The organism is Streptomyces sp. BRA346, assembly GCF_052851135.1.
Genome location: NZ_JAIWIH010000025.1, coordinates 208,449 through 232,362, shown reverse-complemented (window position 1 = coordinate 232,362; position 23,914 = coordinate 208,449). Strand labels below are relative to the sequence as shown.

Sequence of the window (23,914 nt, the reverse complement as noted above, 5' to 3'; positions counted from 1 at the left end):
CTGGTCGTTACGGCTGGTCGTTCTCTGCGGACCCAGCAGACTCGGCGGACTCGGCGGACTCGGCGGACGGCGTGGGCCCGGTGGCTTCTGCGGGCGCCGCCGAGGTGGTGTTACGCCCGTCGGTACCGCCGGTGGGGCAGCCGCGCGTGGCGTCACGGAAGGCACCGAAACGCGCTCCGGCGTCGGTACGCGGAGGCTTCGGCTTGGCATTGGGCGCGGGGCGCGGCGTGGCCCGGGTGGCGGCGGCGAGGGTCTCGCCGCGGCGCCGCTTGGGCAGCCCGTTGATGCGCGGCCCCGCCGGGGCGTCGGTGCCGGAGGGGCCGTCGCACGCGCCGGAGGGCCCGGGGGTGCCGGTGGGCTCCGCGGCGGGCGTCGGCGCCGCCGGGGCGGCCGGAGCCGCCGGGGCGGCCGGAGCCGCCGGGGCTGCCGGAGCCGCCGGGGCTGCCGGAGCCGCCGGGGCTGCCGGGGTGGCCGGAGCCGCCGGGGCGGGCGCCTCGGCCACCGGCTCGGTGCGCTCGGCGCTCGCGGCGACCCGGGTACCGGCCGGAGGCGCCACCGGGGCGGCGGCGCGCGAGCGGGCGGGCTCGACGCGGTTGCGGGCCGGCGCCTCGGGCACCGCCTCCTGGTTGATGTGCGTGATCAGCTGCTGCGGGATCAGAACCACGACGCCGGTACCTCCCCGGGCGGACGGCCGGAAGGAGACCGTCAGCCCGTGCTTGCGCGCCAGACAGCCGACGACCGCGAGGCCGAGCCGGGTGCCCGACAGGGTCGTCAGGTCGAGTGTCTGCGAGGAGACCGCCTTCTGGGCGCGGGCGAGCGCGGAGGGGCCCATGACCAGGCCGCCGTCCTCGATGGTGACGACGACGCCGGTATGCGTCTCCTCGACGTACACGTGCACCTCCTCGGTGGGAGGCGAGAAGCTGGTGGCGTTGTCCATCAGCTCGGCGAGGGCGTGCATGACGCCCTCGGCGGCGTAACCGGCCACCGCGGCGTTGCTGGCCGCGTGGACCCGTACCCGCTGATAGGCGCTGATCCGGCCGACCGCGCCGCGCAGGATGGACTCCATGACGATGGGCTTGGTCCAGCGGCGGCCGGAGCGGGCGCCGGTGAGCACCGCGATGCTGTCCGCGATGCGGCCCGTCTGGGCTGTGGTGTGGTCGAGCTTCAGCAGGTCGCCGAGGACCGACTCGTCGTGCCGGTTCTCCATCTCGCGCAGGTCCGCGAGCATGCTGGTGGCCAGAGCCTGGACCCGGCCCGCGGCGTTGGCGCACGCCGCCATCGCGGAGGCGCGCATCCGCTCACCGGTGCCGATCTCCTGCACCACCCTGCGCAGCACCCGGCCGTGCGCCTGGTCGCCGGGCTTGGTCACCTGCATCAGCACGGTGTCCACCGAACCGCCGTCCCGCAGGCCCTTCACCGCAGCGGGAATCGTTTCGTCAGCGAGCCGGGCGGCCTCCGCGGTGTGCTGTGCCGCCGCGGCCTCCAGACTCGCGATCCGGGACTGGAGGCGGCCGATGGTCCGCGACCGGTGGGCGGCGACCGCGAGGGTCACGCCCAGAGCTACGGCCGCCAGCGCGCTGAAGACGGCGACGAGGACGCGCTGGGCTTCGGGCACCTCTGCCGTCACCCACGCCCCCGCCCCGCCGGCGACGACCGCGGCCAGCAGCGGCACGGCCAGGGCCTGCCGGGTTACGGCAGGCCCTTTGTAGGGATGGCTGGATATATGTGCTGACATCTATCAGGTCCTCATGGGCGCGTTCGAGGGTTGAGGGTGGACCACGCGGACATCAAGCCGTGGGCGGCACATGGTAATACTGCTCAGAGAATTTTGAACGACCCCGCTCGGCACACGGACCATGACGGCCCGTCAGTATGACGGCCGGAATCCGCACGTTGTCCGATCGCGCCAAAGATGAACGGTTCTGAGCTGGGGTCACGTATCCCATCCTGCACACAACGGGCCCCGGCGGTGGCCCTTTGGCCGAGGCTAGCGTGGCTAGCGCTGCTAGGATCGAATGTCATGTCCTCAACCGAACGCCGTGAACACGAGCGCGCCCGGCGCCATCAGCTGATCATCACCGCCGCTCGCGAACTGGCGGAGGCCGAGGGCTGGGACGCGGTGACGACCCGTCGGCTCGCCGAGCGCGTCGCCTACAGCCAGCCGGTGCTGTACGACCACTTCAAGGGCAAGGACGCCATCGTGAACGCGGTGGCCGACGAGGGCTTCGACGACCTCGCCGCCGCGCTGCGGCGGGCCCGGCGGACCGCGGGCTCGCCCCGGGAGGCGCTGCGCGCGGTCGGCCGCGCCTATCTGGACTTCGCGGTCGCCCGCCCCGCGCTCTACGCGGCGATGTTCGTGCGGGAGACCGGCGTCGCACCGGAGAAGCGGGAGGACCGGCCCGCCGCTCCGCGTGCCGCCTTCGCGGAGCTGGCGGCCGTGGCCGGGCCGGGCGACGGGCGGGACGAGCTGGACGCGGAGGTCATCTGGAGCGCGCTGCACGGGCTCGCCGTACTGGCCCGCGCGGGGCGGATCCCGCCGCGGTGGCAGGGGGAACGGCTGGACGTCCTGGTCGAGCGGTTCGCCCCGCGTGCGGGCAGGAAGGCGGGCGCCGGTCAGGACGGTTCCGGCACCGCCGGTCAGGACGGTTCCGGAACCGCCGGGGGCGGGGACGCCTGAGCCGACGGCGACGCCTCGGACGCCTCCTGCGGTTCGGGCAGCGCCAGTTCGGCCCAGATGACCTTGCCGCCCGCGGTGTAGCGCGTGCCCCAGCGCTCGGCGAACTGGGCGACCAGGAACAGCCCGCGGCCGCCCTCGTCGACGGGCGTCGCGTACCGCAGATGCGGCGAGGTGCTGCTGGTGTCGGATACCTCGCAGATCAGGCCGCGGTCGCGGACCAGCTGGAGCCGGATCGGGCCGGTGGCGTGCCGGATGGCGTTGGTGATCAGCTCGCTGAGGACGAGTTCGGCGGTGAACGCCACCTCCTCCATGCCCCACTCCTCCAGCTGCCGCTGCGCCTCGGCGCGCACCCTGGCCACCGCGGCGGGGTCGGACGGCACGTCCGAGGACACCACCCGGCCGGGGCCCAGCACCCGGGTCCGGGCGGCGATCAGCGCGATGTCGTCGCCCGGCTCGGTGGGCAGCATCGCGTCGAGCACCTCGGTGCAGATCTCCTCGGGCGACCGGCCCTGGTGCGACAGCGCGTCGCGCAGCATCTCGAGACCGATGTCGATCTCCCGGCGGCGGTCCTCGATGAGCCCGTCGGTGTAGAGGACGACATGGCTGTTCTCGGCCAGTTCCAGTTCGGCCGTGTCGAACGGGAGCCCGCCGAGGCCGAGCGGGGGCCCTGCGGGCAGGTCCGGGAACTCCACCGAGCCGTCCGGACTCACCACCGCGGGCGGCGGGTGCCCGGCCCGGGCCATGGTGCAGCGCCGCGTCACCGGGTCGTAGATCGCGTACAGGCAGGTGGCGCCGGTCGCGCCGGTCAGCGGCTCGCCCCCGCCGCCGGGGGTGTCCTGGCCGAGGGGGCTCTCGTCCGGACAGGATCTCGTCGGGCGGCAGGTCGAGGGTGGAGAAGTTGTGCACCGCGGTCCGCAGCCGCCCCATGGTCGCCGCCGCGTGCAGTCCGTGGCCGACGACGTCGCCCACCACCAGCGCCACCCGCGCGCCCGGCAGCGGGATGACGTCGAACCAGTCGCCGCCGACGCCCGATTCGGCGGGCAGATAGCGGAAGGCCACGTCGAGGGCGCTCTGCGCGGGCACGGCGCGGGGCAGCAGGCTGTGCTGGAGGGTCACCGCCATGGTGTGCTCGCGGGTGTAGCGGCGGGCGTTGTCGATGCACACCGCCGCGTGGGAGGCCAGCTCCTCGGCGAGCGTCACCTCTTCCTCCTCGAAGGGGTCGCGCTCCGCCATCCGCCAGAAGTTGACCACGCCGAGCAGCACGCCGCGGGCCTTGAGCGGCACGGTGACCAGCGACCGTACGCCGTAGTCGATGACCTTGCGGGTCCGGTCGGGGTCCTGGGCCTGCCAGCCGGGGGCCAGGGTCAGATCGTCCTCCACGACCGCCTGCCCGCTGCCCAGGCCCCACGCCTGGGGCGTGGACGCGGCGAACGAGAACCGCTCGCCGACGGGATAGAAGGGGTGCTCGGGCCGGATGCCGTGGACGGCCGCCCGGCACATCTCGCCGCCGCCCCTCGGCGGCTCCTCCCCGCGCGGTACGGGATCGGCCAGGTCGACCGTGGCGAAGTCGGCGAACCGCGGCACCGCCACCCGCGTCAGCTCCTCGGCGGTGCGCTCCACGTCGAGGGTGGTGCCGACCTCCACGCTGGCGTCGTACAGCAGCTTGAGCCGCTTCTGGGCCACGTCGGCGCGGCCCGACAGGGCGCGCAGCTCGGTGGAGTCGCGCAGGGTGGCGACGCTGCCGGGCGGGCCGCCGTCGCGGTCGGTGGGCCGGTTGTTCACCGCCAGCAGCCGGTCACCGGCCACCAGCACCTCGTCGGTGACGACTTGCCGGGAGACCAGCAGACCGGCCATCCCGGGGTCCAGGCCGAGCTGGTGGACCGGGCGTCCCTCGGGGCGCGGCGGCAGGTCGAGCAGCCGGGACGCCTCGTCGTTGGCGAGCACCAGCCGGTCGTCCCCGTCGACGATCAGCACGCCCTCGCGCACGGCGTGCAGCACCGCGTCGTGGTGCTCGTACATCCGCGTCATCTCGCCGGGTTCCAGGCCCCGGGTCTGGCGCCGCAGCCGTCGGCTGACCATGGCGGTGCCGCCGGTGGCCAGCGCGAGCGAGGCGGTGATGGCGCCGATGAGGAGCGGCAGCTGGCGGTCGGCGAGCCCGCTGACCGTGCTGATCGTGATCCCCGCGCCAACCGCGCCGACGACCTTGTGGTTGCGGTCGAAGATGGGCACCAGCGCGTCCATCGCCTCGCCCAGGGTGCCGGGGCCGGTACCGGTGGTGGTGCGCCCTTGCAGCGCCGAGTCGATGCCGCCGACGTAGCGCTTGCCGATCCGGTCGGGCTTGGGGTGGGTGAGCCGGATGCCCTTGTCGTCCGTGACGACGACGAAGTCCAGCCCGGTCTTCTTCCGGATGGCCTCCGCCTTCGGCTGGAGCACGGCGGTCGGATCGCGGCTGTGCAGGGCCTGGAGCATCCCCGGCGAGTTGGCGAAGGACTCGGCGACGGCGATCGAGCGGCTGCGGGCCTCGTCGGTGGCGTCGTGCCGCACCTGGAGCACCAGGGCGACGGTCGCCGCGGCGCCGAGCAGCAGCACGATGATCAGCTGGAGGACGAAGACCTGGCCGGCGACGCTGCGGACGTGTCGCCATACCCGGGGGCGCCGTCCCGCCTCCTGAGGGCGCTCACGTCGCCGACTCCGCGGGCGCCGACCGGGGAACACGCGGGCACCCCACGATCGACCCATGAACCGGGCCATAGGGATACATCTACACCGGGATTTCCCGAAAGGCGAACCCCTTCCGCCCGTCATGCCCGCAAAAGCACCTTCCGCAGAGAAGAGGTGACTTTGCGTGCGGACCACCGCCCGGGGCGCGGGGTGCCGACCCCGGCGGACTGTGCAAACCTGACATCAGGGCAATTCACCCGAATTGCCGCGAAACGGCGGCCGCCGGGTCGTCGATCGCGCCTGACGAAGGAGCCCGACATGGCCACTCACGCGGGTGGAGTCCACCCGGGAACCGCCCCCCGCACCTACGGCGGGGTCAGCGGACGTCTCGTCTTCGGGGCCGTCATGATGCTCTTCGGCGGTCTGATGACCCTGGCCCAGGGCATCGCGGCCGTACGCACCGACAAGGTGTTCGTGTCCACCCCGGACTACATCTTCAGTTTCGACCTCACCGGGTGGGGCTGGATCCACATGATCCTCGGCATCGTCCTGGTGGTCGCCGGACTGGCGACGTTCACCGGCGCGATGTGGGCCCGGGTCGTGGGCGTGGTGATCGCGGGGCTCGCCCTGATCGCCAACTTCCTGTGGCTGCCCTACACCCCGCTGTGGGCGACGGTGCTGCTGCTCATCGACGCATTCGTCATCTGGGCGCTGTGCACCGGCGGCCAGGGCATGGAAGCGGGGATGGCCAGCCCGGCCGCTATGGGCGGCGGCCGCGGCCCCGGCGACCAGGGTCCCGGCGGTCAGGCCCCCGGCGGTCAGGCCCCCGGCGGCCGGGGCCCCGAGCCCCGGGGTGGCGGAACGGGTCCCGTAGTCGAATGACGACCAGGGCAGTGTCATCGGCGGCCCCGCCGCCGGTGACACCGAGATCGGCCAGCACCGCGTCGGCCATCGGCTCGGGGTCGAGACCGCGGTGGCGGGCGAGGCTGTCGGCCAGCCTGCCGAGACCCACGTCGATGTCCTCGTCACGCCGCTCGATGAGCCCGTCGGTGTAGAGCACGAGGGTGTCCCCCGGGTCGTACACGACCCTGGCCTGCGGCCGCCCGATCTGCTCGGGCCGGGCGCCCAGCGGCGGATCGGTGGCCTGGTCCAGCGGTTCCACCGCGCCCCCGCCGCGCAGCAGCAGGGGCGGCGGGTGGCCCGCGCAGCTGTACGCGACCGAGTGCCCGGCCGGGTCGATGACCACCTGCACGGCGGTGGCGGCCAGCGCCCCGTCGACGAAGCCCGAGTACAGACCCAGCACCTCCAGCGCCCGGGCCGGTCCACTGACCACCCGGGTCGCGGCCGACAGCGCGCTGCGCAGCTGGCCCATCACACAGGCCGCCTCCAGCCCCTGCCCCACCACGTCCCCCACGGCGACGGCGATCCGGCCGTCCGCCAGCTCGGTCAGCTCGTACCAGTCGCCGCACACGTTGAGCGAGCCCACAGCGGGCCGGTAGCGCACGGCGGCGTACGGATGCTCCTCGGGCGGGCCCGTGGGCAGCATGGACCGCTGGAGCACCAGCGCGGTCTCCCGCTCCCGGGCGTGGGCCTCGCGCAGCTGCTCGTTGACCTCCTGGAGCTCCCGGGCCCGGATGTAGAGGTCCGCGTCCATGGTGTCCGCCTGGAGCGCCTCACGGGTCGCGTCGCCACCGCGTCCCGTCCGGGGCCGCTCGCGGCCCCGGAAGACGAACGCCGTCACGTCCTCGACCCGGTGGATCAGCAGCACGACCGAGCCGTCCGGGCCGAGCACCGGGGTGTTGATCTGGCTCCAGTACCGCTCCTCGAAGCCGCCCTCGGCGGTCGGCACCGGCACGTCGTACCGCTGGAGCGCCATCGCGTCGCGCTCCCCGGTGCGCAGCACCCGGCGCAGCGAGGCGTCCAGGTTGCGGGTGCCCGAGGCGTCCGGGTCGGCCGGGTTGTCGGGGAACGCGTCGAAGACGTAGCGGCCGAGCAGATCCTCGCGCGCCTGGCGGGTCGCCGCCAGATACGCCTGGTTGACGGCAACGATCACCAAGTCGGGGTCCAGGACCAGCATCGGGCTGGGCAAGGCCTCGAAGAGCGCTGCGTAGTCGATCTGCTGTTCCGTGGCCCGCTCCCTGCCTCGCCCCTTCTACACCCTCCGCCCCCTTTGTGACCATTGTGCCAAGGTGTTTCCGATCCGCGTGTGCCACGGCGTTTCCGATACGCGCGTGCGGCACGGCGGCGGCAGAGGCAGGCTGGAGCCATGCTGCTGGCCGACGTCGCACGCACCTCCCGGCAGGTGGCGGCCACCTCCGCCCGCTCGGAGAAGATCGCCGCCCTGGCCGGGCTGTTCCGGCGCACCGAACCCGCCGAGGCCCCCGTGGTGATCACCTACCTGGCGGGGAAGCTGCCGCAGCGCCGCACCGGCGTCGGCTGGTCCACCCTGCGGCAGCGGCACGAGCCCGCCGCCGCCCCGCGGCTCGCCGTCCTCGACGTGGACCGCGCGCTGAGCCGGATCGCCGCCGTCTCCGGCACCGGCGCCGGGGCGGAGCGCAAACGACTCGTGGGCGCGCTGATGGCCGAGGCCACCGAGGACGAGCAGCGCTTCCTGCTCGGGCTCATCGGCGGGGAACTGCGCCAGGGCGCGCTGGAGGCGCTGGCCGTGGAGGGGCTGGCGCAGGCGGTCGGCGCACCGCCCGCCGAGGTGCGCCGGGCGGTGATGCTCGGCGGTTCGCTGGGCGCGGTCGCCGAGGCGCTGCTCGCGCGCGGCCCGGCCGCGCTGGCCGACTTCCGTCTCGAGGTGGGGCGGCCGGTACTGCCGATGCTCGCGCAGAGCGCGGCGGACCTGGACGAGGCCATGGACCGGCTCGGCCCGTGCGTGATCGAGGAGAAGCTGGACGGCATCCGGGTCCAGGTGCACCGGGACGGGGACGCCGTACGCGTCTACACCCGCACCCTGGACGAGATCACCGACCGGCTGCCCGAGGTCGTGACGGCGGCCCGCGAACTCGCGGTGCGGCGAGCCGTCCTCGACGGCGAGGTCATCTCCCTGGACGAGACCGGGCGGCCGCGCCCGTTCCAGGAGACCTCGGCCCGGGTCGGCTCCCGGCTCGACATCGCCGGGGCGTCCGCCGCGCTGCCGCTGTCCCCCGTCTTCTTCGACCTGCTCGCCGTCGACGACCGCGACCTCCTCGCGCTGCCGACCCGCGAGCGCCACACCGAACTCGCCCGGGTGGCCCCCGAACCCCGCCGGGTGCGGCGGCTGGTCGCCGAGGACCCGGCGGACCCCGAGATCCGGCGGGCGGCCCGCGCGTTCGCCGCCGATGTGCTGGCCCGGGGCCACGAGGGCGTGCTCGCCAAGGGCCTGGAGGCCCCGTACGGGGCGGGGCGGCGCGGGGCGTCCTGGCTGAAGGTCAAGCCGGTGCACACGCTCGACCTGGTGGTGCTGGCGGCGGAGTGGGGGCACGGCCGCCGCACCGGGAAGCTGTCCAACCTCCACCTGGGCGCCCGGCGGCCGGACGGCACGTTCCTGATGCTCGGCAAGACCTTCAAGGGGCTGACGGACGCGCTGCTGGAGTGGCAGACGGACGCGCTGCTGGCCCTCGCGGTCAGCGACGACGGCTGGGTGGTGCGGGTCCGGCCCGAGCTGGTGGTGGAGGTCGCCTTCGACGGCCTCCAGCGCTCCTCCCGCTATCCGGCGGGCGTGACCCTGCGGTTCGCGCGGGTGCTGCGTTACCGGGAGGACAAACCGGCGGACCAGGCGGACACGGTCGAGACGGTGCTGGCGCTGCGGCGGCCTTAGGGGGGTCCGCAAAGTCCCGCCGGGCCCGCGACGCCTGGCACGCTCTCGCTGCGTTGTCGGGATCACCCGAGTAGACCCGCCCCCGGACTCCGTCCGGGAGGTGCCCCCGCGAGGGCGACCCTCCGCCTTGCGATCGCACGCGCACCCGGCTACCGCCGGGAGGTGCCCCCTGACGCCGCGGGCTGATCCGACGCGACGTTGCGGACACCCCCTAGGGGGCTGTTGGCATGACCTGCTGACATGGCGTGAGGCGGCCGTCCCGAGGGTGGTCACAGGCGGGCGGGGGACAATGGGGCGCCGCCCAGCCCCGAGTCGAGAGGCCCCGCGTGGAGACCACAGTCGCGACGGACCGCGCCGCCGCGCGCGAGCCCGGCCGCCGGGCGGCCGCCACCGTCCGGCGCCTCGCACGGCTCCCCGACGAGGGCAGGGCGACGGCCTGGTGCGCGCTGGTGGTGCTGGCCGCGGTGAGCGTCGTCCTGGGCTGCCGGGCCGTGGACACCGACGGCATCACGCCCGTACCGCAGCTGCTGGCCTTCCTGCCCTGGCTGCTGGTCCCCGCCCTGCTGGGGCTGCTGCTCGGCGTGGCCGCCCGCTGGCCGCTGGGCTGCGGCTGGGCGCTGCTGGCCGCCGCGGTGACGGGCTGGTTCATCCAGCCGTACGACCCCGGCCCGGCGCCCGCGCCGGACGGCCCGGTGGCGGCCCGGCTGCGCGTCCTCACCGCGAACCTGGAGTTCGGCCAGGCCACGGACGGGCTGCTGGCCGCGCTGCGCCGGGAGCGGCCGGACGTGGTGTCCGTCCAGGAGTGCGACGCGGGGTGCGCGGACGCGCTCGGCTCGGCGGCCGTCCGCAGGGCGTATCCGTACCGGATCGTCGTCACCGGCAGCCCCGCCGAAGGCTCGGCGATCCTCAGCAACCATCCGCTGACCAGGGAGCGGGACGTGCCCGGCGAGCTGTCGATGCCGGGCGCCGTCGCGCGGGTCGCGGGCGTGCGGCTACGGCTCCAGGTCGCGCACCCCATGCCGCCGATGCCGGGGCAGCTGGACGTGTGGCGCACCGAACTGGGGCGGCTGCGCACGTACGCGGCCGGGCGCGGCGACCAACCCACGCTGATCGCGGGCGACTTCAACGCGACCCAGGACCACGCCGCCTTCCGGGACCTGCTGGACACCGGCATGCGGGACAGCGCCCGGGCCGCCGGGGTGTCCCGGACGCCGAGCTGGCCGAGCACCACGACCCCGGTGCTGGGCGCGCAGATCGACCACGTCCTGGTCAGCGACGCGCTGCGGCCGCGCACCGCCCGCTTCCTGGACCTGGGGAACACCGACCACCGGGCGCTGCTGGTCGACCTCGATCTGTACGCCCGTTAGAGCGTCTCCTCGCCCGGGTCCTGCGCGGTGGCCAGCTCGAACGGGTCCTGGTCCGGGCCCTCCCCGGGCCCGTGCCGCTCGCGGCGCCACCGCTCCTTCTCCCGCTCCAGCGCGTCCCACAGCAGGTTGAGCGGATGGTCGGCGTCGTATCCCGCGCGCTCACCGCGCCGGGTGAAGGCGCCCAGCAGCACCTCCAGCTTCGGCCCGGTGTCATGGACCAGTTCGACGGCGCGCAGCCCGCGCGCGTACGCCGCCTGCGGATCGCCCGCCGCGTCCGCGACGTCGTCGGTGACCAGCATGCAGCCGCGCACCACCCCCGAACGCAGCAGTTCGAGGCCGTAGTTGACGTTGTCGATCTCGGCGGCGAGGCGCAGGGTGTCGCGGTAACCGGCGCCGAACCAGGTGTGCAGCACCCCGGCCATCACGCCGCTGGCCGACACCACCAGCGGCAGCGCGGCCAGTTCGCCGCGCTCCACGGCCGGTCCTGGCAGTTCGTCCACGGGCAGGTTGGTCACCAGCGACACCGCGCTGCGCCGCCACTCCATCACGTCGAAGGCGTCGAGTTCGCGGCAGGTTTCACTGCCGGTGACCACGCTTCCGCACACCAGATCGATTTCCTTGGCGCGCAGTTTGGCGAGCACGTCCCGGGTCCGCACATGGCCGACCTTGAGGTCGATCCCGCGTTCCCGGAATTCCTCGGCGACCCGCTCCCGGGCGCTCGCGAGATAACCGAGGGTAAAGCGCGTGGTGCCCACCATCAGGCTCCGGCCGAGGCGCCGACGGGAGCTGTGGATGCCGTCCAGCCAGTCGCCGAGCGTTCCCCGGGCCAATTCGACGAGCGTCGTCCCGGTGCCGGTGAACAGCACGTCCTTACCGCGCCCCTGCTTGAGTACCAGGGGCTCGCCGCACAGCTCGGAGAAGTTGCGGTTCATGGTGTCGAGCTGCTTTTGCACACTGGCCTGTTCCCGCCCGAGCGCGCGGGCGGCGCCCAGCGCCGTACCGGTCTCATGGACCACGACCAGCGTGCGGAGCTGGTCCATGGTGGTGTCCATGAGCGCGAGCGGACTGTCCAGCAGTCCGGACCTCGTCATGTTTCTTTTCCCTCCCCGTTTCCCTGCCTCCCCGTTTCCCTTGCTCCCCGCCAAGGGCTCCCGAGTTTACGCAGCCGCCCCCTGGTAACCCGGCCGGATATGAGCGGGATACGCACCGATGCACGGAAGGTCAGGGCCGGGCGGCACACCGTCGAGATCAGCCGCCCGGAAAAGGTCCTGTTTCCCGACGACGAAATCACCAAATCGGATCTCGTCGACCACTATCACGCGGTCTCCCGGCTGATGGTTCCGCAGTTGCACGATCGCCCCCTGATGATGGAACGCCACCCGGACGGAATCGGCGGCAAGCCGCTCATGCAGAAGAATGCCCCCGACTACTTTCCGGAATGGGTGCGCCGGGCCGTGCTCCCCAAGGAGGGCGGCGAGGTCACCCACCCCGTGTGCGACGACACCGCCACCCTGGTCTACCTCGCGGGCCAGGCCTGCATCACCCCGCACCGCTGGCTCTCCCGCGCCGACCGGCCCGACCACCCCGACCGGCTCGTCTTCGACCTCGACCCGCCGGACGGAAACCGTTCCGGCTTCGAGGAGGTGCGGTGGACGGCCCGGCAGGTGTGCGGGCTGCTCGGCGAGCTGGGGCTGCCGGGGCTGCTGATGACCACCGGTTCGCGTGGGCTGCACGTCGTGGTCCCGCTCGACCGGCGCGCGGACTTCGACACCGTACGGGGCTTCGCCCGCGACGCCGCCGACCTGCTCGCCGCCCGCCACCCCGACCGGCTCACCACCGAGGTGCGCAAGGACCAGCGCGGCGGACGGCTCTACCTGGACACCCAGCGCAACGCCTACGCGCAGACCGCCGTCACCCCGTACGCCGTGCGCGCCCGCCCCGGCGCCCCCGTCGCCGCCCCGATCGACGCCACGGAACTGGACGACCCCGCGCTCGCCCCCGACCGCTGGACGCTGCGCACCTTCGAGGAGCGGCTGAGGGACGACCCCTGGGCCCACGCGGACACCAGGGGTCGTTCGCTGCGCACCGCGCGGCGGCGGCTGGAGCGGCTGACGGAAGCCGCTGACGGCTAGTCCGCGTCAATCAAGGTTTGCCCGGTAGCGAGGCGCCTCGTAGTGGGCCTACTCGGTCGATTCGGCAACGCCGCAGATGGCCGTGCCAGGGCGGCGAGCGGGGTGAACCTTGGCTGACGCGGCACTAGGCGTCGGCGCCGATGTCGCCGCCGTCGCGCCGCCAGACGCTGACCACCGACGGGCGGACCAGGGTGCCCGGGCCCTCCGGCCACGTGGACGCGGGCTTCTCCACGCTCGCCCCGTCCAGCTCGCCCGGATGCTGCACCGCCACCAGCACCCGCCGGTCCTGCACGATCGGCCCGCAGGTCTCGGCGCCGTTCGGGACGGTCAGGAACTGCCGCACCTCGCCGCGCCGGCCACCCGCCGTCGCCACCCCGAACAGCCCGTCGTGGTTGCCCAGTTCGTTGCCGTCGGTGGAGATCCAGAGGTTGCCGAACGCGTCGAAGGTGAGGTTGTCCGGGCAGGAGATCGGGCTGACCTGGTCCTTCGGGAAGCCGCCGAAGTAGGTGTCCGGGGCCTCCGGGTCGCCGCACACCAGGAACAGCCGCCAGTTGAAGCGGGTGGAGCCCGGGTTGTTCCGGCGCTCGGTCAGCTCCAGGATCTGGCCGTGCTTGTTGCCGGTGCGCGGATTGGCCTCGTCGACCGGGGCCTTGCCGTCCTTGCCGCGGTCGGTGTTGTTGGTCAGCGCGACATAGACCCGGCCGGTGCGCGGGCTCGGCTCGACGTCCTCGGGGCGGTCCATCTTCGTCGCGCCCACCTTGTCGGCGGCGATCCGCGTGAAGACGTACACCTCCTCGGCCGTCATCCCGTCCACGTGCGAGGTGTCGCCGGTCGCCAGCGGGATCCACTCGCCGGAGCCGTCGAACTCCCCGTCGTCGGGCAGCTTCCCGGAACCGTCGATCTCCTTCGCCGGGCTGTCGCCGGTGAACTTGGCGACGTACAGCGTGCCCTCGTCCAGCAGCGTGCGGTTGTGCTCGCGGGCGGTGCGGCTGCCGCCCTTCATCATGCGCTTGGACGACACGAACTTGTAGAAGTAGTCGAACTTCTCGTCGTCGCCCATGTAGAGGACCGGGCGGCCGTCGGTCGTCAGCCGCGGCTCGGCGGCCTCGTGCTTGATGCGGCCCAGCGCGGTCAGCTTCCGCGGGGTGGAGTCCGGGTCGAACGGGTCCACCTCGATCACCCAGCCGAACCGGTGCGGCTCGTTGGGCTCCTTGGCCAGGTCGAAGCGGTCGTCGAACCGCTCCCACTTGCGCTCGGAGGCGCCGTCCTCGAATCCGTAGCGCTTGAGGCCCGCCTTGACGGCCGGGTCGGTGACCTTGTCCGGGTTGGCGAAGTACTGGTTGAAGTTCTCCTCGCCCGACAGGACCGTGCCCCACGGGGTGATGCCGCCACCGCAGTTGTTCAGCGTGCCCAGGATGCGCTTGCCGGACGGGTCCGCCGAGGTCCGCAGCAGCTTGCTGCCCGCCGCCGGGCCCGTCACCTCGAACGGCGTCGTCGCGGTGATCCGCCGGTTGAGGCGGTGCCTGGGTACGGCCGTCAGCTTGCCGACCTCGCGGTCCTCGGCCGCCACCACGATCGACAGGCCGTGCGCCGCCCAGCCGATCTCGGCCTGCTCCCGGGTGGGGTTGTCCGCGTCGTATCCCGCGAACATCAACACCTCGTCGGTGTACTCGTGGTTGACCACGAGCAGCTGCCGGTCGTCCTCGTTCGGGACGTCCAGCACGGCCATGTAGTCGTTGTTGTAGCCGAACTGGCCCGCCTGGGCCTTCGCCGACTGGTTGTCCGGGTCGAAGGCGGGCGCGCCGCGCAGGATCGGGTCGCCCCAGCGGATGACGAGGTTCTGGTCATGCCCCTCGGGGACGACCACCGCGTCCTTCGTGTTCGGCGCGACCGGCGAAAAGCGCAGCCCGCGGGCGGGCTTGCCCGCCTTGCCCGACTGGTCCGGCTTGCCCGGCTTGCCCGACGCGGCGGCGGCCGGGCGCGCCTGGCCCACCGCCGCCACCCCCGTAGCGGCCGCGACGGTCACCACGGCGCTCGCCCGCATCAGCGAACGGCGCGACAGGGCGCCCGCGATGACGTCCCCCACGTAGGCGTTGTCACTCGTGTTCGGCGTCTCGTGGAAACAGGCGTCACCACAGCGGTACCGGCAGGTCAGCGCGGAACGACCGCCCGGATGTGAACTGATGAGCGGCAGGAGCTTGGGCACAACTTCCCCTCCGTAGGACGTCACATCGTGGCGGCCCCCGCCGACATGACGTCGGAATCCATTGGCGGCGAAGCTAGGCGTGTAGAACCGCACGACGACGACCACACCGTGAACCGAAGGTGAACGACCGGCGACCGGAATCGACGGCCGGAACCGGCCGGTACGCCCGCTAGCCTTTCGAGACCACGGTCATGCGACGTCATGCACCGCACTCGAACACGTGAGAGGTATCTCCCATGGGCATACGGGACCTACTGCGCAAAGTATTCGGACGCTCCCGAGACACACGGGTGGACGATTCCGCTGCGCCGGAGGCGGCAGTGGTCCCGGACCCCCAGCCCGAGCCGAATTCCGACCCGGCTCCGGCCCCGGCTTCCGCGGAACGCCCGCACGACCCGGCCCTGGCCGAACCCCTGAAGACCCTCGACGAGATCCTGGGCGCCTCCGCCGAGCCCACCGCCGCGCCCAAGGACAAGCCCGCCCCGGCGGACGTTGCCACCGATGCCGCGCCCGCGCCGGAGGCAGCCGCCGACGGCGAGCCCACCGCGACCGCCGAAGCCGCCGTCGCGGCCGACGACGAGCCGAGCCAGGCAGCGGAAACGGCCACCACCACGCCTGCTGCGGCTACGGACGCCAAGCCGGAGCCGACGGCCGAGGCCACCCCGGCGAAGTCGGCAGCCGACGTGCCCGCCCAGGCCGAGCCCACGGCCGACACCGGCGCCGAAACCGGAAGCGCCGCCACGGAGGCAGCACTCGAGCCGGAGACCGCCGCGGCCGTCGAGGGCAAGGTCGTCACCCCGGCCGACGTCACGACAGACATCGAGCCGAAGCCGACGGCCGAGGACGCACCCGCGAAGGACGACGCGGCCGCCCTGGCGGCAGAAGCCGCCGTCGAGGCCGCGCCCGAGCCGATGGCCGCGACCGCCGAGGACGAGCCCGCACCGGCAGCGAAGCCCGAGGCCGACGACAAGCCCGCGACGGCCGACGCCGACGCGGCGCAGGCGGAGGCGACGCCCGTCACCCCGGCAGACGCTGCGACCGGCGCCGCGCCGGAGCCGACCGCCCAGGACGCCCCGGCGGACGAGGCGACTGCCACCGCCGAACCGGTGGCAAAGGCCGACGACAAGCCCGCCGCCAAGGCGGCGCCCGAGGCCAACCACACCGAGCAGGCCGAGGCAACGCCCGCGCCCGAGAGCGAGCCCGCCCCGGTGGACGACGACGCGGCCGCCCTGGCAGCGGAAGCCGCCGCCGAGGCGGCGCCCGAGCCGGTGGCCGCCACCGCCGAGGACGAGCCCGCCCCCACGGCGAAGCCCGAGGCCAGCGACAAGCCCGCGGCCGACGCCGAACCGGAGCAGGCCGAGGCACCCGCCGAGGCAACGCCCGCCGCCGCGGGCGAGACCGCCGCCGAACCCGCCCCCACGGCGGAAGCCGAGCCCGAGCCGGTGGCGGCCGTGGCCGCCGAGGACGAGGCCGCCCCCGCGGCGAAGGCCGCGGCCAGCAGCGAGACCGCCGCGGAAGACGCCCAGCCCGAGCAGGCCGAGGCGACGCCCGCCGCCGCCGAACCTGCCCCCACGGCGGATGTCGCCCCGGCGAACGCCGAACCCACGCCCGCCGCCAAGGACGAGGCCGCAGCCGACGCCGCGCCCGAGCCGGAGGTGGCCGCGGCCGCCGACGAGACCGCACCGGCGGACGAGGCGGCTGCCGCCACCGAACCGGTGGCGAAGGCCGACGACAAGCCCACCGCCGAGCCCGCACCCGCGACCGGCGGGCTGGACCTCGGCGGGCTGGCCGGGAAGGGGGCCGCCGCCGGGGACGCGCTCGCGGGGCACGGGCTCGGCGGCACCCGGGCCGTCGTCTATCTCGTGCTCGACCGTTCCGGCTCGATGCGGAACTACTACAAGGACGGCACCGTCCAGCACTTCGCCGAGCAGACGCTCGCCCTCTCGGCGAGCGTCAACGACAGCGGCACCCTGCCCATCGTGTTCTTCTCGACGGACATCGACGGCACCGCCGAGATCGCCGTGGACAACTACGGCGGCCGGGTCGAGGAGCTGCACGCCTCGCTCGGGCACATGGGGCGGACGAACTACCACCGGGCGATCGAAGCGGTGATCGAGCACTACAAGGCGTCCGGCACGACCGCCCCGGCCCTCGTGGTCTTCCAGACGGACGGCGCGCCCACGGGCAAGGCGGCGGCCGAGAAGGCGCTGTGCGAGGCGGCGGGGCTGCCGCTGTTCTGGCAGTTCGTCGGGTTCGGCGATCCGGAGGCGAAGGGGTTCGACTTCCTCCGTAAGCTCGGCACCTCACCGGCCCTCGCCGTGCCCGAGAAGCGGGCGCTGGACAACGCGGCGTTCTTCCACGCCGGTCTCGACCCCCGCTCGCTGTCCGACGCGGAGGTGTACGGGGAGCTGCTGAAGGCGTTCCCCGGGTGGCTCGAGGGGGCTCGGGCCGCGGGCGTGCTCGCGTAGTACGGACACAGCACGGCAGAGGGCCATCCGCGCGGCGAAACACCGCGCGGGTGGCCCTCGGCGCTCGGATACGATATGGGCGGCTCCTGCGACCCGTGCAGCGGGCCGGAAGTCACCCACCGTACCGACTTGGGAGCAGCCTGCAATGGCTCGACACCTCATCACCAGCGCCCTTCCCTACATCAACGGGATCAAGCACCTGGGCAACATGGTGGGGTCCATGCTCCCGGCCGACGTCTACTCCCGCTATATGCGCCAGCGCGGCCACGACGTGCTGTACATCTGCGCCACGGACGAGCACGGCACCCCGGCCGAGCTGGCCGCCAAGGAGGCGGGGCTGCCGGTGGACGTGTTCTGCGCGCAGCAGCACGACGCGCAGAAGGCGATCTACGACGGCTTCGGCCTGGCCTTCGACTACTTCGGCCGCAGCTCGTCCACGCAGAACGTCGAGATCACCCAGACGATCGCGCGCGAGCTGAAGGGACACGGCTTCATCGAGGAGCGGTCGATCCGGCAGGTGTACTCCAACGCCGACGGCCGCTTCCTCCCCGACCGCTACATCGAGGGCACCTGCCCGCACTGCGGTTACGAGCGGGCCCGCGGCGACCAGTGCGAGAACTGCACCCGGGTGCTGGACCCGACCGACCTGATCGACGCCCGCTCCGCGATCAGCGGCAGCAGCGATCTGGAGATCCGGGAGACCAAGCACCTGTTCCTGCTCCAGTCGAAGCTGGCCGAGGAGGTCGGCGCCTGGGTCGAGGAGAACGGGAAGCAGTGGCCGACCCTCGCCTCCTCCATCGCCCGCAAGTGGCTGACGGAGGGGCTCCAGGACCGCGCGATCACCCGCGACCTGGACTGGGGCGTTCCGGTCCCGGCGGACACCTGGCCGGAGCTGGCGGCCGAGGGCAAGGTCTTCTACGTGTGGTTCGACGCCCCGATCGAGTACATCGGCGCGACGAAGGAGTGGGCGGACCGGGACCCGGAGAACCGCGACTGGAAGTCGTGGTGGTACGACGTGGACACCACCGTCCGCTACACCGAGTTCATGGCGAAGGACAACGTCCCGTTCCACACGGTGATGTTCCCGGCCACGCTGCTCGGCACCCGGGACGTCTGGAAGAAGGTCGACTTCGTCAAGGCGTTCAACTGGCTGACGTACTACGGCGGCAAGTTCTCCACGTCGCAGAAGCGCGGGGTGTTCACGGACGCCGCGCTGGAGGTGCTGCCCGCCGACTACTGGCGCTACTTCCTGATGGCGAACGCGCCCGAGTCCGACGACACCTCCTTCACCTGGGAGCACTTCACCGCCACGGTCAACAAGGACCTGGCGGACACCCTCGGCAACTTCGTCAACCGGGTGCTGTCGTTCTCGCGCAAGCGGTTCGGCGACGAGGTCCCGGCGGGGAAGGCCGCGGGGGAGGCGGAGGAGCGCCTCGGCGAGGAGATCGCGCGGCTGCTGGCGGAGTACGAGGAGCACATGGACGCGCTCCAGTTCCGCAAGGCGGCGGCGGCGCTGCGCGCGCTGTGGAGCGCGGGCAACTCCTACCTGGAGGAGAAGGCCCCCTGGCTGGAGATCAAGTCCGACCAGGAGGCGGCGGCCCTCACGCTCCGCACGGCGATGAACCTGATCCACCTCTACGCGATCGTCTCGGAGCCGTTCATCCCGGCGTCGGCGGCGGCCATGCGGTCGGCGTTCGCGCTGGAGGGGGACACCGCGCGGTGGGTCGGCCAGGAGGAGGCCAGGGCGCTGACGTCGGTCCCGGCGGGCACGGGCTTCACGGTGCCGCCGGTGCTCTTCGCGAAGATCACCGAGGAGGACCTGGAGTCCTACCGGGAGCGCTTCGGCGGTACGGAGGAGCCGGTGGCGCCCGAGGAGCCCACGGAGCCCAAGGCGAAGTGACGGCGGCGTCGATCGTTCGGCAACCGTACGTTTAGCCCGCTCGATGACCCTGTGGAGGAAACCTCCACAGGGAAGTCGAGGAACCCAGTGCCGGACCCAAGCGTCACGGTGTCGGTCCACGGCCCCGATCCGCTCGCGCGGGCCGGGGTCGTCCGTCATCTGCATCAGCAGCCCAGCGTCGAGCTGACGCGCCGGACCGGCACGGTGGCCGTCATGCTCGCCGAACGCCTCGACGCCCGCGCCGGGGCCGAGCTGCGCCACCTGGTGCGGGGCGGGCGGCAGCGGGTGGTCCTGGTCGCGGGCGAGCTGCGCGAAGCGGAACTGCTGACGGTCATGGAGTACGGCGTACGGGCGGTGCTGTGGCAGCACCGGACCACGCCCCGGCGGTTGCTGCGCGCGGTGCACCGGGCCGCCCGCGCGGAGCGGGGCGAGCCCTGCGGCGTGGACCGGCGGCTGACCGACCTGTTCCCGCGCTGAGCGCCGTATCAGCTTGGCGTCAGCGCTGGTCCGGCCTGGGTCGCCGGGGCCCTCTGTGCTTGCCGCGGCCGGAGCCCGGCGCCATTGGCACCGGTCCCGGGGGCGGATGTAAGCCCGAGCAGGCGCCGGAAGAGTCCACCCCGAGACCGTAAGGAAGCCCCGCCCGTCCGCCACGGGGACGACGGACGGGGCGGTATGGAGGCTGTCAGCCCGCGGTTACGCCCAGGTGAGGTGTTGTCCGTCGGGGCCGACGTGCAGGCGCATACGGTCAGCAGGCGGGCGCCCATCCGCCTGCCACTGCGTAACACGCTTGGTGATCTCGTCCCACAGACGCGCCGTGCCGCCCTGCCGGACCATCCAGCGTCCACCGTCTTGGAAGACGGCCGCCCACGCCTGATCGCGGAGCGCTACCTTCTTCCCGTGTACGCAAACGCCAAGTTGGAAGCGCGGATCGGACAACTCGGCTTCTCCCAGGTCGGTTTGGCCAGGGAAATCAACCTTGCGGTCGAACGATTGACCGGATCTCCTGGCTTGGTCACCGACGCGGACGTGCGCCGCTGGTTGCGATACGAGACCAAGTGGCCGCAAGACCGCATCCGGCTTTGCATCGAAGAGGTGCTCGACGCCTCGTCCGAGGACTTAGGGTTCATCCCCCGACGCAGGAAGAGTCGCGCACTATCGGAGGACGGGCCCGTGCAGCGTCGCGCATTCGTCAACGCAGTAGGCGGAGCGGGCTTGGGCCTCGCTGTTCCGCAGGGAAGGCAGAAACGGCTGGGTGCCGGTGACGTCGAGAGATTTCACCAGGGCTACGTGCAGATCCTCCAGGAAGACCGGGTTGTGGGAGGCACGAGGCGGGTGGAGAACCTGGCCATCGAGCTTGGTACGCGGATCCAGTCCGCGCTCACCACCGGGGCGGTCTCCAGCCGTGTACGGGACATGCTGCATCGTCTTGCTGCCGACGCGATGGCGGCTGCGGCGTTCGCCGCCCTCGACGCAAGCTCCCCTAAGCGGGCTCGCGCACACCTGGACAAGGCCATGACCCTGGCCGGCCTGTCGCGGGACAGCCGGACGAGGTACCGCGTGTGGGATCACCTGATGCTCGCGTCGAGTATGCGAGAGAACCATGCTGAGGCTGCTGCCGCTGCCGATGTGATGAAGCGATCGACCGCAGCACGGTGTGATCCTCTTTTTGCCTCTCTCGGGCACATGCGCAACGCCAACGCGCTGGCCCGACTGGATCAGCGCACAGACGCCTTACGCGCTCTCGAACTGGCAGAGAAGCACTTCGGCCGCATCGCTCAGTCGGTGCGCTCAGACTGGATCAGCTTCTACGGGGTCGCCGAGTTCGACGCCTTGTCCTCGTACGTATGGACAGCGGTCGGGGAGCACGGCCGGGCGGAGTTCTGTCTGCACCGAACACTGTCGGCCATTCCCCAGGGCATGGCCCGCGACAGAGCGCTGTTCACCGCACACCTGTCTCTGGCGCAGGTCAGGCAGGGTGAGCTTGAATTGGGCTGCGCCACCGCGAGGAAGGCATCAGCCCTGCTACTTCCCGGCTTTGGGTCACGAAGGACTGCCAAGACCCTGGCCAGGGGGCGCGAATTGCTCATCGCCTCCGGATCGAAGGCGCCTGAAGTAACGGGGTGGACTGAGGAGTCTCGACAATGGATCTGAGGCAGTACGGTCACGTCGACGCTCAAGACGTGCGTTCGATGCTGCTGGACATCCACGACGAGGTGTATGCGGACGACCCCGACCCGTTCCACTCTCGCGAGCGTTTCACGTACTTCCTGGACCTGTGGTCCTCACGGAAGAACTGGAGGTGCGTATCCGGCTGGGAGAACGGCGGCGCGGTCGGCTATGCCTACGGCTCAGTGCTCGCGCCCGGTGGCTGGTGGCAAGGCAGCACTCGGCCCAGTGATCTGCGAGGCCCCGTGTTCGCGCTGTCCGAACTCATGGTGTTACCCAAGTGGCGCGGGACCGGCAGAGCCAAGACGATCCATGACGCACTGATAGCTCCCGTGGATGCGAGGGTGGTGTCGCTTCAGGTGGAGATCGCGCACAAGAAGGTCGTGCGGCTCTACGAGAGCTGGGGGTACCGGAAGGTGGACGAGTCCACGTCACACGACGACTCGCCCCACTACGCGGTGATGCTCAGGGATCTCCGGTAGCTGCCGTCGAAACGGCCGCCCGCGATGTCGCTGGGCGGCCGTACGTGGTGCCCGGAACCGAACGTGAACCGGAGCGGAGCCGGAACCCCCGGAGAGCCCCCCACGAGCTCCCCGGGGCCGCCGTCACATGCCGGTGCCGTCGTTCGTCGCGTCGGGGTCGACCCCGAGGGTCAGCGAGCCGACGACGCCCTTGGCGATCTTCCCCTTGCGGTACTGGAGCTTCAGCAGACCGCCCTCGGCCCCGTTGCCCGGGTAGATGCCGTCCTCGTCGAGGGTGGTGCGCGGCGTGGTGCTGGTGCTGTACGGCGCCACCTCGGCGGAGTCGAGCACGGCCTCCTCGGCGAAGAAGAGCTGCCCGGTGTGGCAGGCGTGGCCGCCCTCGTAACCGGAGTCGGTCATCGTGCCGCCCACGTGCACCTTGGTGTGGATGTGCACGCACCGGCCCCGGTACCAGCCCGGGAAGATGGTGGTGAACTCGACGAAGCCGTGCCGGTCGGTGAGCTGGGTGCCGCGCAGGTACCGCTTGTCGTCGGTCGGGTCCTGGTGGCCGCCCCCGCCACCGGGCGGGCCCCCGGTCGGCGTGCCCGTGGGCGTTCCGGTCGGCGGGGCGCCGGTGGGCGGGGTGCCGCCTCCGGTGCTGGAGTCCTCGTAGCCGGAGTAGAGCCCGAGCGCGTCGCAGTGCCAGATGTCGACGGCGGCCTTGGCGAGGGGTTTACAGGTCTCGGAGTCGATCAGCTTGAGCCGGAGGGTCATCGGGATGCCCTCCTTGCCCTCCGTGATGTTCTTCCTGATCTTGTCGGCGTCGATGTAGTACGGGCCCTCGGTGGTCTCCGAGGTGAGCCGGTAGCAGACCTCCTTGGACGGGGAGGAGGCCGACGCCGACGGGGAGGCGGCAGAGGACGAGCCGTCGGCGGACGCGGCGGTGGCGACGGCGGTGCCCAAACCGGCTGCCGCGACCGCGGCGCCGCCCGCCACGACGACCCGACGCCTCGTCATGTCCCGTGCGGTGACGGGAGTGTTCTTCTGGGGTTCGGTCATGGCAGGGGACGCTAGGACCGCAACCTGGCAAGGACATGAGTGCCCGCTGTGAATGCCTGTGCGAGCGGCGTCAATGCGCCAATCTCACCGCGCCAGGGACTCCGCGGGTCCCATCACCACGACCGGATGGCGCGCGGGGTCGAGCGTGCGCAGCAGCGTCCGCATGTGCGCCTTGGAGAGGCTGACGCAGCCCTGGGTGGGCCCGTCGTGGTCGACGTGGAACCAGATGCCGCCGCCCCGGTCCTCGCCCAGCGGGCGGGTCCAGTCGCGCGGCGAGGTCCCGGCCTTCCGGTTGTAGTTGATCGCCACGACGTAGTCGAAGGCCCCGGCCAGCGGCTCGCCCTCGGCACCGGTGCCGCTGATGGTGAAGCCCTGCTCGGCATGGTCGTACGTCAGCCGGGTGCCCGGATCGGGCAGCTTGCCGCCTCCGTCGGTGAGGCCGAAGACGCCGATCGGGGAGCGCAGGTCGCCCTGCCGGTGGTGCTCGGTCCAGCCGCGGGCGGCGTTGTGCGCCTTCCAGGAGGGCCCGGCCCGCCAGGTGGGGCCGTCGTCGGCGTCGCCCTCCCGGTCGCCGGTGGTCCCGTCCGCCGCGGAGCGCTCGTAGAGCACGACGGAGGAGCGGGTCGCGTCCCGGCCGTTGCCGGTGACGACCACGACCTGCTCGGCGTCCCGGGGCACCTCGGCGCGGGTGCGCGGCCCGAGCCCGGGCAGGTCGCCCGCCCGCTCGGCGGGGGCGGGCCGCCCGGCGGGGCTCTGCGGGCCCGTGGGCGCACCCGCGCCGGACCGGCCCGCGGTGCCCTTGGCGTCCGTGGCGTGCTTACGGGACCCGTCCCCGGGCCCCGCGCAGCCCGCGAGCACGCCGATGAGCAAAGCCGTCGCAACGGCCGGAATCCGTACCCTCACTGTGTCCTCCGCACGCCGCTGTGACATCAGCCGCTGCCGCGGCGGGCGGCACCTCGCGGCCCCGCGCTCGTCGCACGCAGCGCCGCTGCGCTCTCCTCACGCGGGTTGC

At 72.6% G+C, this 23,914-nt stretch carries 15 protein-coding genes and 2 pseudogenes; 10 read left to right on the top strand and 7 right to left on the bottom strand.

Annotated features, from left to right (window positions below; all coding sequences use genetic code 11):
* Positions 1–7: 7 nt before the first annotated feature.
* Complete coding sequence (locus LCH29_RS28180) at positions 8–1,735, bottom strand: sensor histidine kinase (protein WP_446464504.1); 1,728 nt, start codon at positions 1,733–1,735, stop codon at positions 8–10.
* 285 nt (positions 1,736–2,020) lie between these two features.
* Between LCH29_RS28180 and LCH29_RS28175 the strand changes: the two genes are divergently transcribed.
* Positions 2,021–2,677 (top strand): TetR/AcrR family transcriptional regulator, encoded by a 657-nt coding sequence (locus LCH29_RS28175; RefSeq protein ID WP_446464503.1) that lies wholly within the window; start codon positions 2,021–2,023, stop codon positions 2,675–2,677.
* On the opposite strand, the pseudogene LCH29_RS28170 reads toward LCH29_RS28175, so the two are convergent.
* Positions 2,638–5,428: pseudogene (locus LCH29_RS28170) on the bottom strand (SpoIIE family protein phosphatase). The gene LCH29_RS28175 and the pseudogene LCH29_RS28170 sit on opposite strands and share 40 nt — an antisense overlap.
* Before the next feature lie 228 nt (positions 5,429–5,656).
* On the opposite strand from LCH29_RS28170, the pseudogene LCH29_RS28165 reads away from it, so the two are divergent.
* Positions 5,657–6,064, top strand: a pseudogene (locus LCH29_RS28165) (DUF7144 family membrane protein); the annotation flags it as partial.
* 34 nt (positions 6,065–6,098) lie between these two features.
* On the opposite strand, the gene LCH29_RS28160 reads toward LCH29_RS28165, so the two are convergent.
* A complete protein-coding gene (locus tag LCH29_RS28160; RefSeq protein WP_446464502.1) occupies positions 6,099–7,427 on the bottom strand; it encodes a PP2C family protein-serine/threonine phosphatase in 1,329 nt (442 codons plus the stop codon).
* Between the two features lie 177 nt (positions 7,428–7,604).
* Here LCH29_RS28160 and LCH29_RS28155 point away from each other — a divergent pair, with 177 nt between their 5' ends.
* Together LCH29_RS28155 and LCH29_RS28150 are read left to right on the top strand one after the other, a co-directional pair.
* A complete protein-coding gene (locus LCH29_RS28155; protein WP_446464501.1) occupies positions 7,605–9,143 on the top strand; it encodes an ATP-dependent DNA ligase in 1,539 nt (512 codons plus the stop codon).
* A 326-nt stretch (positions 9,144–9,469) separates the two neighbouring features.
* Positions 9,470–10,510 carry an endonuclease/exonuclease/phosphatase family protein gene (locus tag LCH29_RS28150; RefSeq protein ID WP_446464500.1) on the top strand — a complete coding sequence of 347 codons (1,041 nt, stop codon included), beginning with the start codon at positions 9,470–9,472 and terminating at the stop codon, positions 10,508–10,510.
* On the opposite strand, the gene LCH29_RS28145 is transcribed toward LCH29_RS28150, so the two are convergent.
* Positions 10,507–11,601: a LysR family transcriptional regulator gene (locus tag LCH29_RS28145; RefSeq protein WP_446464499.1), complete on the bottom strand. Its 1,095-nt coding sequence runs from the start codon at positions 11,599–11,601 to the stop codon at positions 10,507–10,509. The genes LCH29_RS28150 and LCH29_RS28145 overlap by 4 nt on opposite strands.
* A 99-nt stretch (positions 11,602–11,700) precedes the next feature.
* On the opposite strand from LCH29_RS28145, the gene ligD reads away from it, so the two are divergent.
* Positions 11,701–12,642: a non-homologous end-joining DNA ligase gene (gene ligD / locus LCH29_RS28140; protein WP_446464498.1), complete on the top strand. Its 942-nt coding sequence runs from the start codon at positions 11,701–11,703 to the stop codon at positions 12,640–12,642.
* Positions 12,643–12,766: 124 nt separating this feature from the next.
* Here the strand turns inward: ligD and LCH29_RS28135 are convergent, their stop codons facing one another.
* Entirely contained in the window at positions 12,767–14,848 is a 2,082-nt protein-coding gene (locus tag LCH29_RS28135; RefSeq protein WP_446464497.1) for a PhoX family protein, read from the bottom strand.
* Between the two features lie 290 nt (positions 14,849–15,138).
* On the opposite strand from LCH29_RS28135, the gene LCH29_RS28130 reads away from it, so the two are divergent.
* From LCH29_RS28130 to LCH29_RS28110, 5 genes are all read left to right on the top strand, one after another.
* Complete coding sequence (locus tag LCH29_RS28130; RefSeq protein WP_446464496.1) at positions 15,139–17,316, top strand: VWA domain-containing protein; 2,178 nt, start codon at positions 15,139–15,141, stop codon at positions 17,314–17,316.
* A gap of 145 nt (positions 17,317–17,461) precedes the next feature.
* A complete protein-coding gene (gene metG, locus LCH29_RS28125; protein ID WP_446464495.1) occupies positions 17,462–19,216 on the top strand; it encodes a methionine--tRNA ligase in 1,755 nt (584 codons plus the stop codon).
* An 87-nt stretch (positions 19,217–19,303) separates the two neighbouring features.
* Positions 19,304–19,693, top strand: coding sequence for a DNA-binding response regulator (locus tag LCH29_RS28120; protein WP_123107946.1), 390 nt, complete (start codon positions 19,304–19,306; stop codon positions 19,691–19,693).
* A gap of 234 nt (positions 19,694–19,927) precedes the next feature.
* Positions 19,928–21,367 carry an XRE family transcriptional regulator gene (locus LCH29_RS28115; protein ID WP_446464494.1) on the top strand — a complete coding sequence of 480 codons (1,440 nt, stop codon included), beginning with the start codon at positions 19,928–19,930 and terminating at the stop codon, positions 21,365–21,367.
* Positions 21,358–21,864, top strand: coding sequence for a GNAT family N-acetyltransferase (locus LCH29_RS28110; RefSeq protein ID WP_446464493.1), 507 nt, complete (start codon positions 21,358–21,360; stop codon positions 21,862–21,864). The genes LCH29_RS28115 and LCH29_RS28110 overlap by 10 nt, the downstream gene beginning before the upstream one ends.
* 123 nt (positions 21,865–21,987) lie before the next feature.
* On the opposite strand, the gene LCH29_RS28105 is transcribed toward LCH29_RS28110, so the two are convergent.
* Positions 21,988–22,902 carry an intradiol ring-cleavage dioxygenase gene (locus LCH29_RS28105; RefSeq protein WP_446464492.1) on the bottom strand — a complete coding sequence of 305 codons (915 nt, stop codon included), beginning with the start codon at positions 22,900–22,902 and terminating at the stop codon, positions 21,988–21,990.
* Positions 22,903–22,986: 84 nt separating this feature from the next.
* A complete protein-coding gene (locus LCH29_RS28100) occupies positions 22,987–23,832 on the bottom strand; it encodes a L,D-transpeptidase family protein (RefSeq protein ID WP_446464491.1) in 846 nt (281 codons plus the stop codon).
* Positions 23,833–23,914 lie beyond the last annotated feature (82 nt).

Coding starts and splice junctions, on each gene's coding strand:
- ligD (WP_446464498.1), top strand. CDS start 11,701: ATGAGCGGGATACGCACCGATGCACGGAAGGTCAGGGCCGGGCGGCAC.
- LCH29_RS28175 (WP_446464503.1), top strand. CDS start 2,021: ATGTCCTCAACCGAACGCCGTGAACACGAGCGCGCCCGGCGCCATCAG.
- LCH29_RS28100 (WP_446464491.1), bottom strand. CDS start 23,832: ATGTCACAGCGGCGTGCGGAGGACACAGTGAGGGTACGGATTCCGGCC.
- LCH29_RS28145 (WP_446464499.1), bottom strand. CDS start 11,601: ATGACGAGGTCCGGACTGCTGGACAGTCCGCTCGCGCTCATGGACACC.
- LCH29_RS28180 (WP_446464504.1), bottom strand. CDS start 1,735: ATGTCAGCACATATATCCAGCCATCCCTACAAAGGGCCTGCCGTAACC.
- metG (WP_446464495.1), top strand. CDS start 17,462: ATGGCTCGACACCTCATCACCAGCGCCCTTCCCTACATCAACGGGATC.
- LCH29_RS28155 (WP_446464501.1), top strand. CDS start 7,605: ATGCTGCTGGCCGACGTCGCACGCACCTCCCGGCAGGTGGCGGCCACC.
- LCH29_RS28110 (WP_446464493.1), top strand. CDS start 21,358: ATGGATCTGAGGCAGTACGGTCACGTCGACGCTCAAGACGTGCGTTCG.
- LCH29_RS28105 (WP_446464492.1), bottom strand. CDS start 22,902: ATGACCGAACCCCAGAAGAACACTCCCGTCACCGCACGGGACATGACG.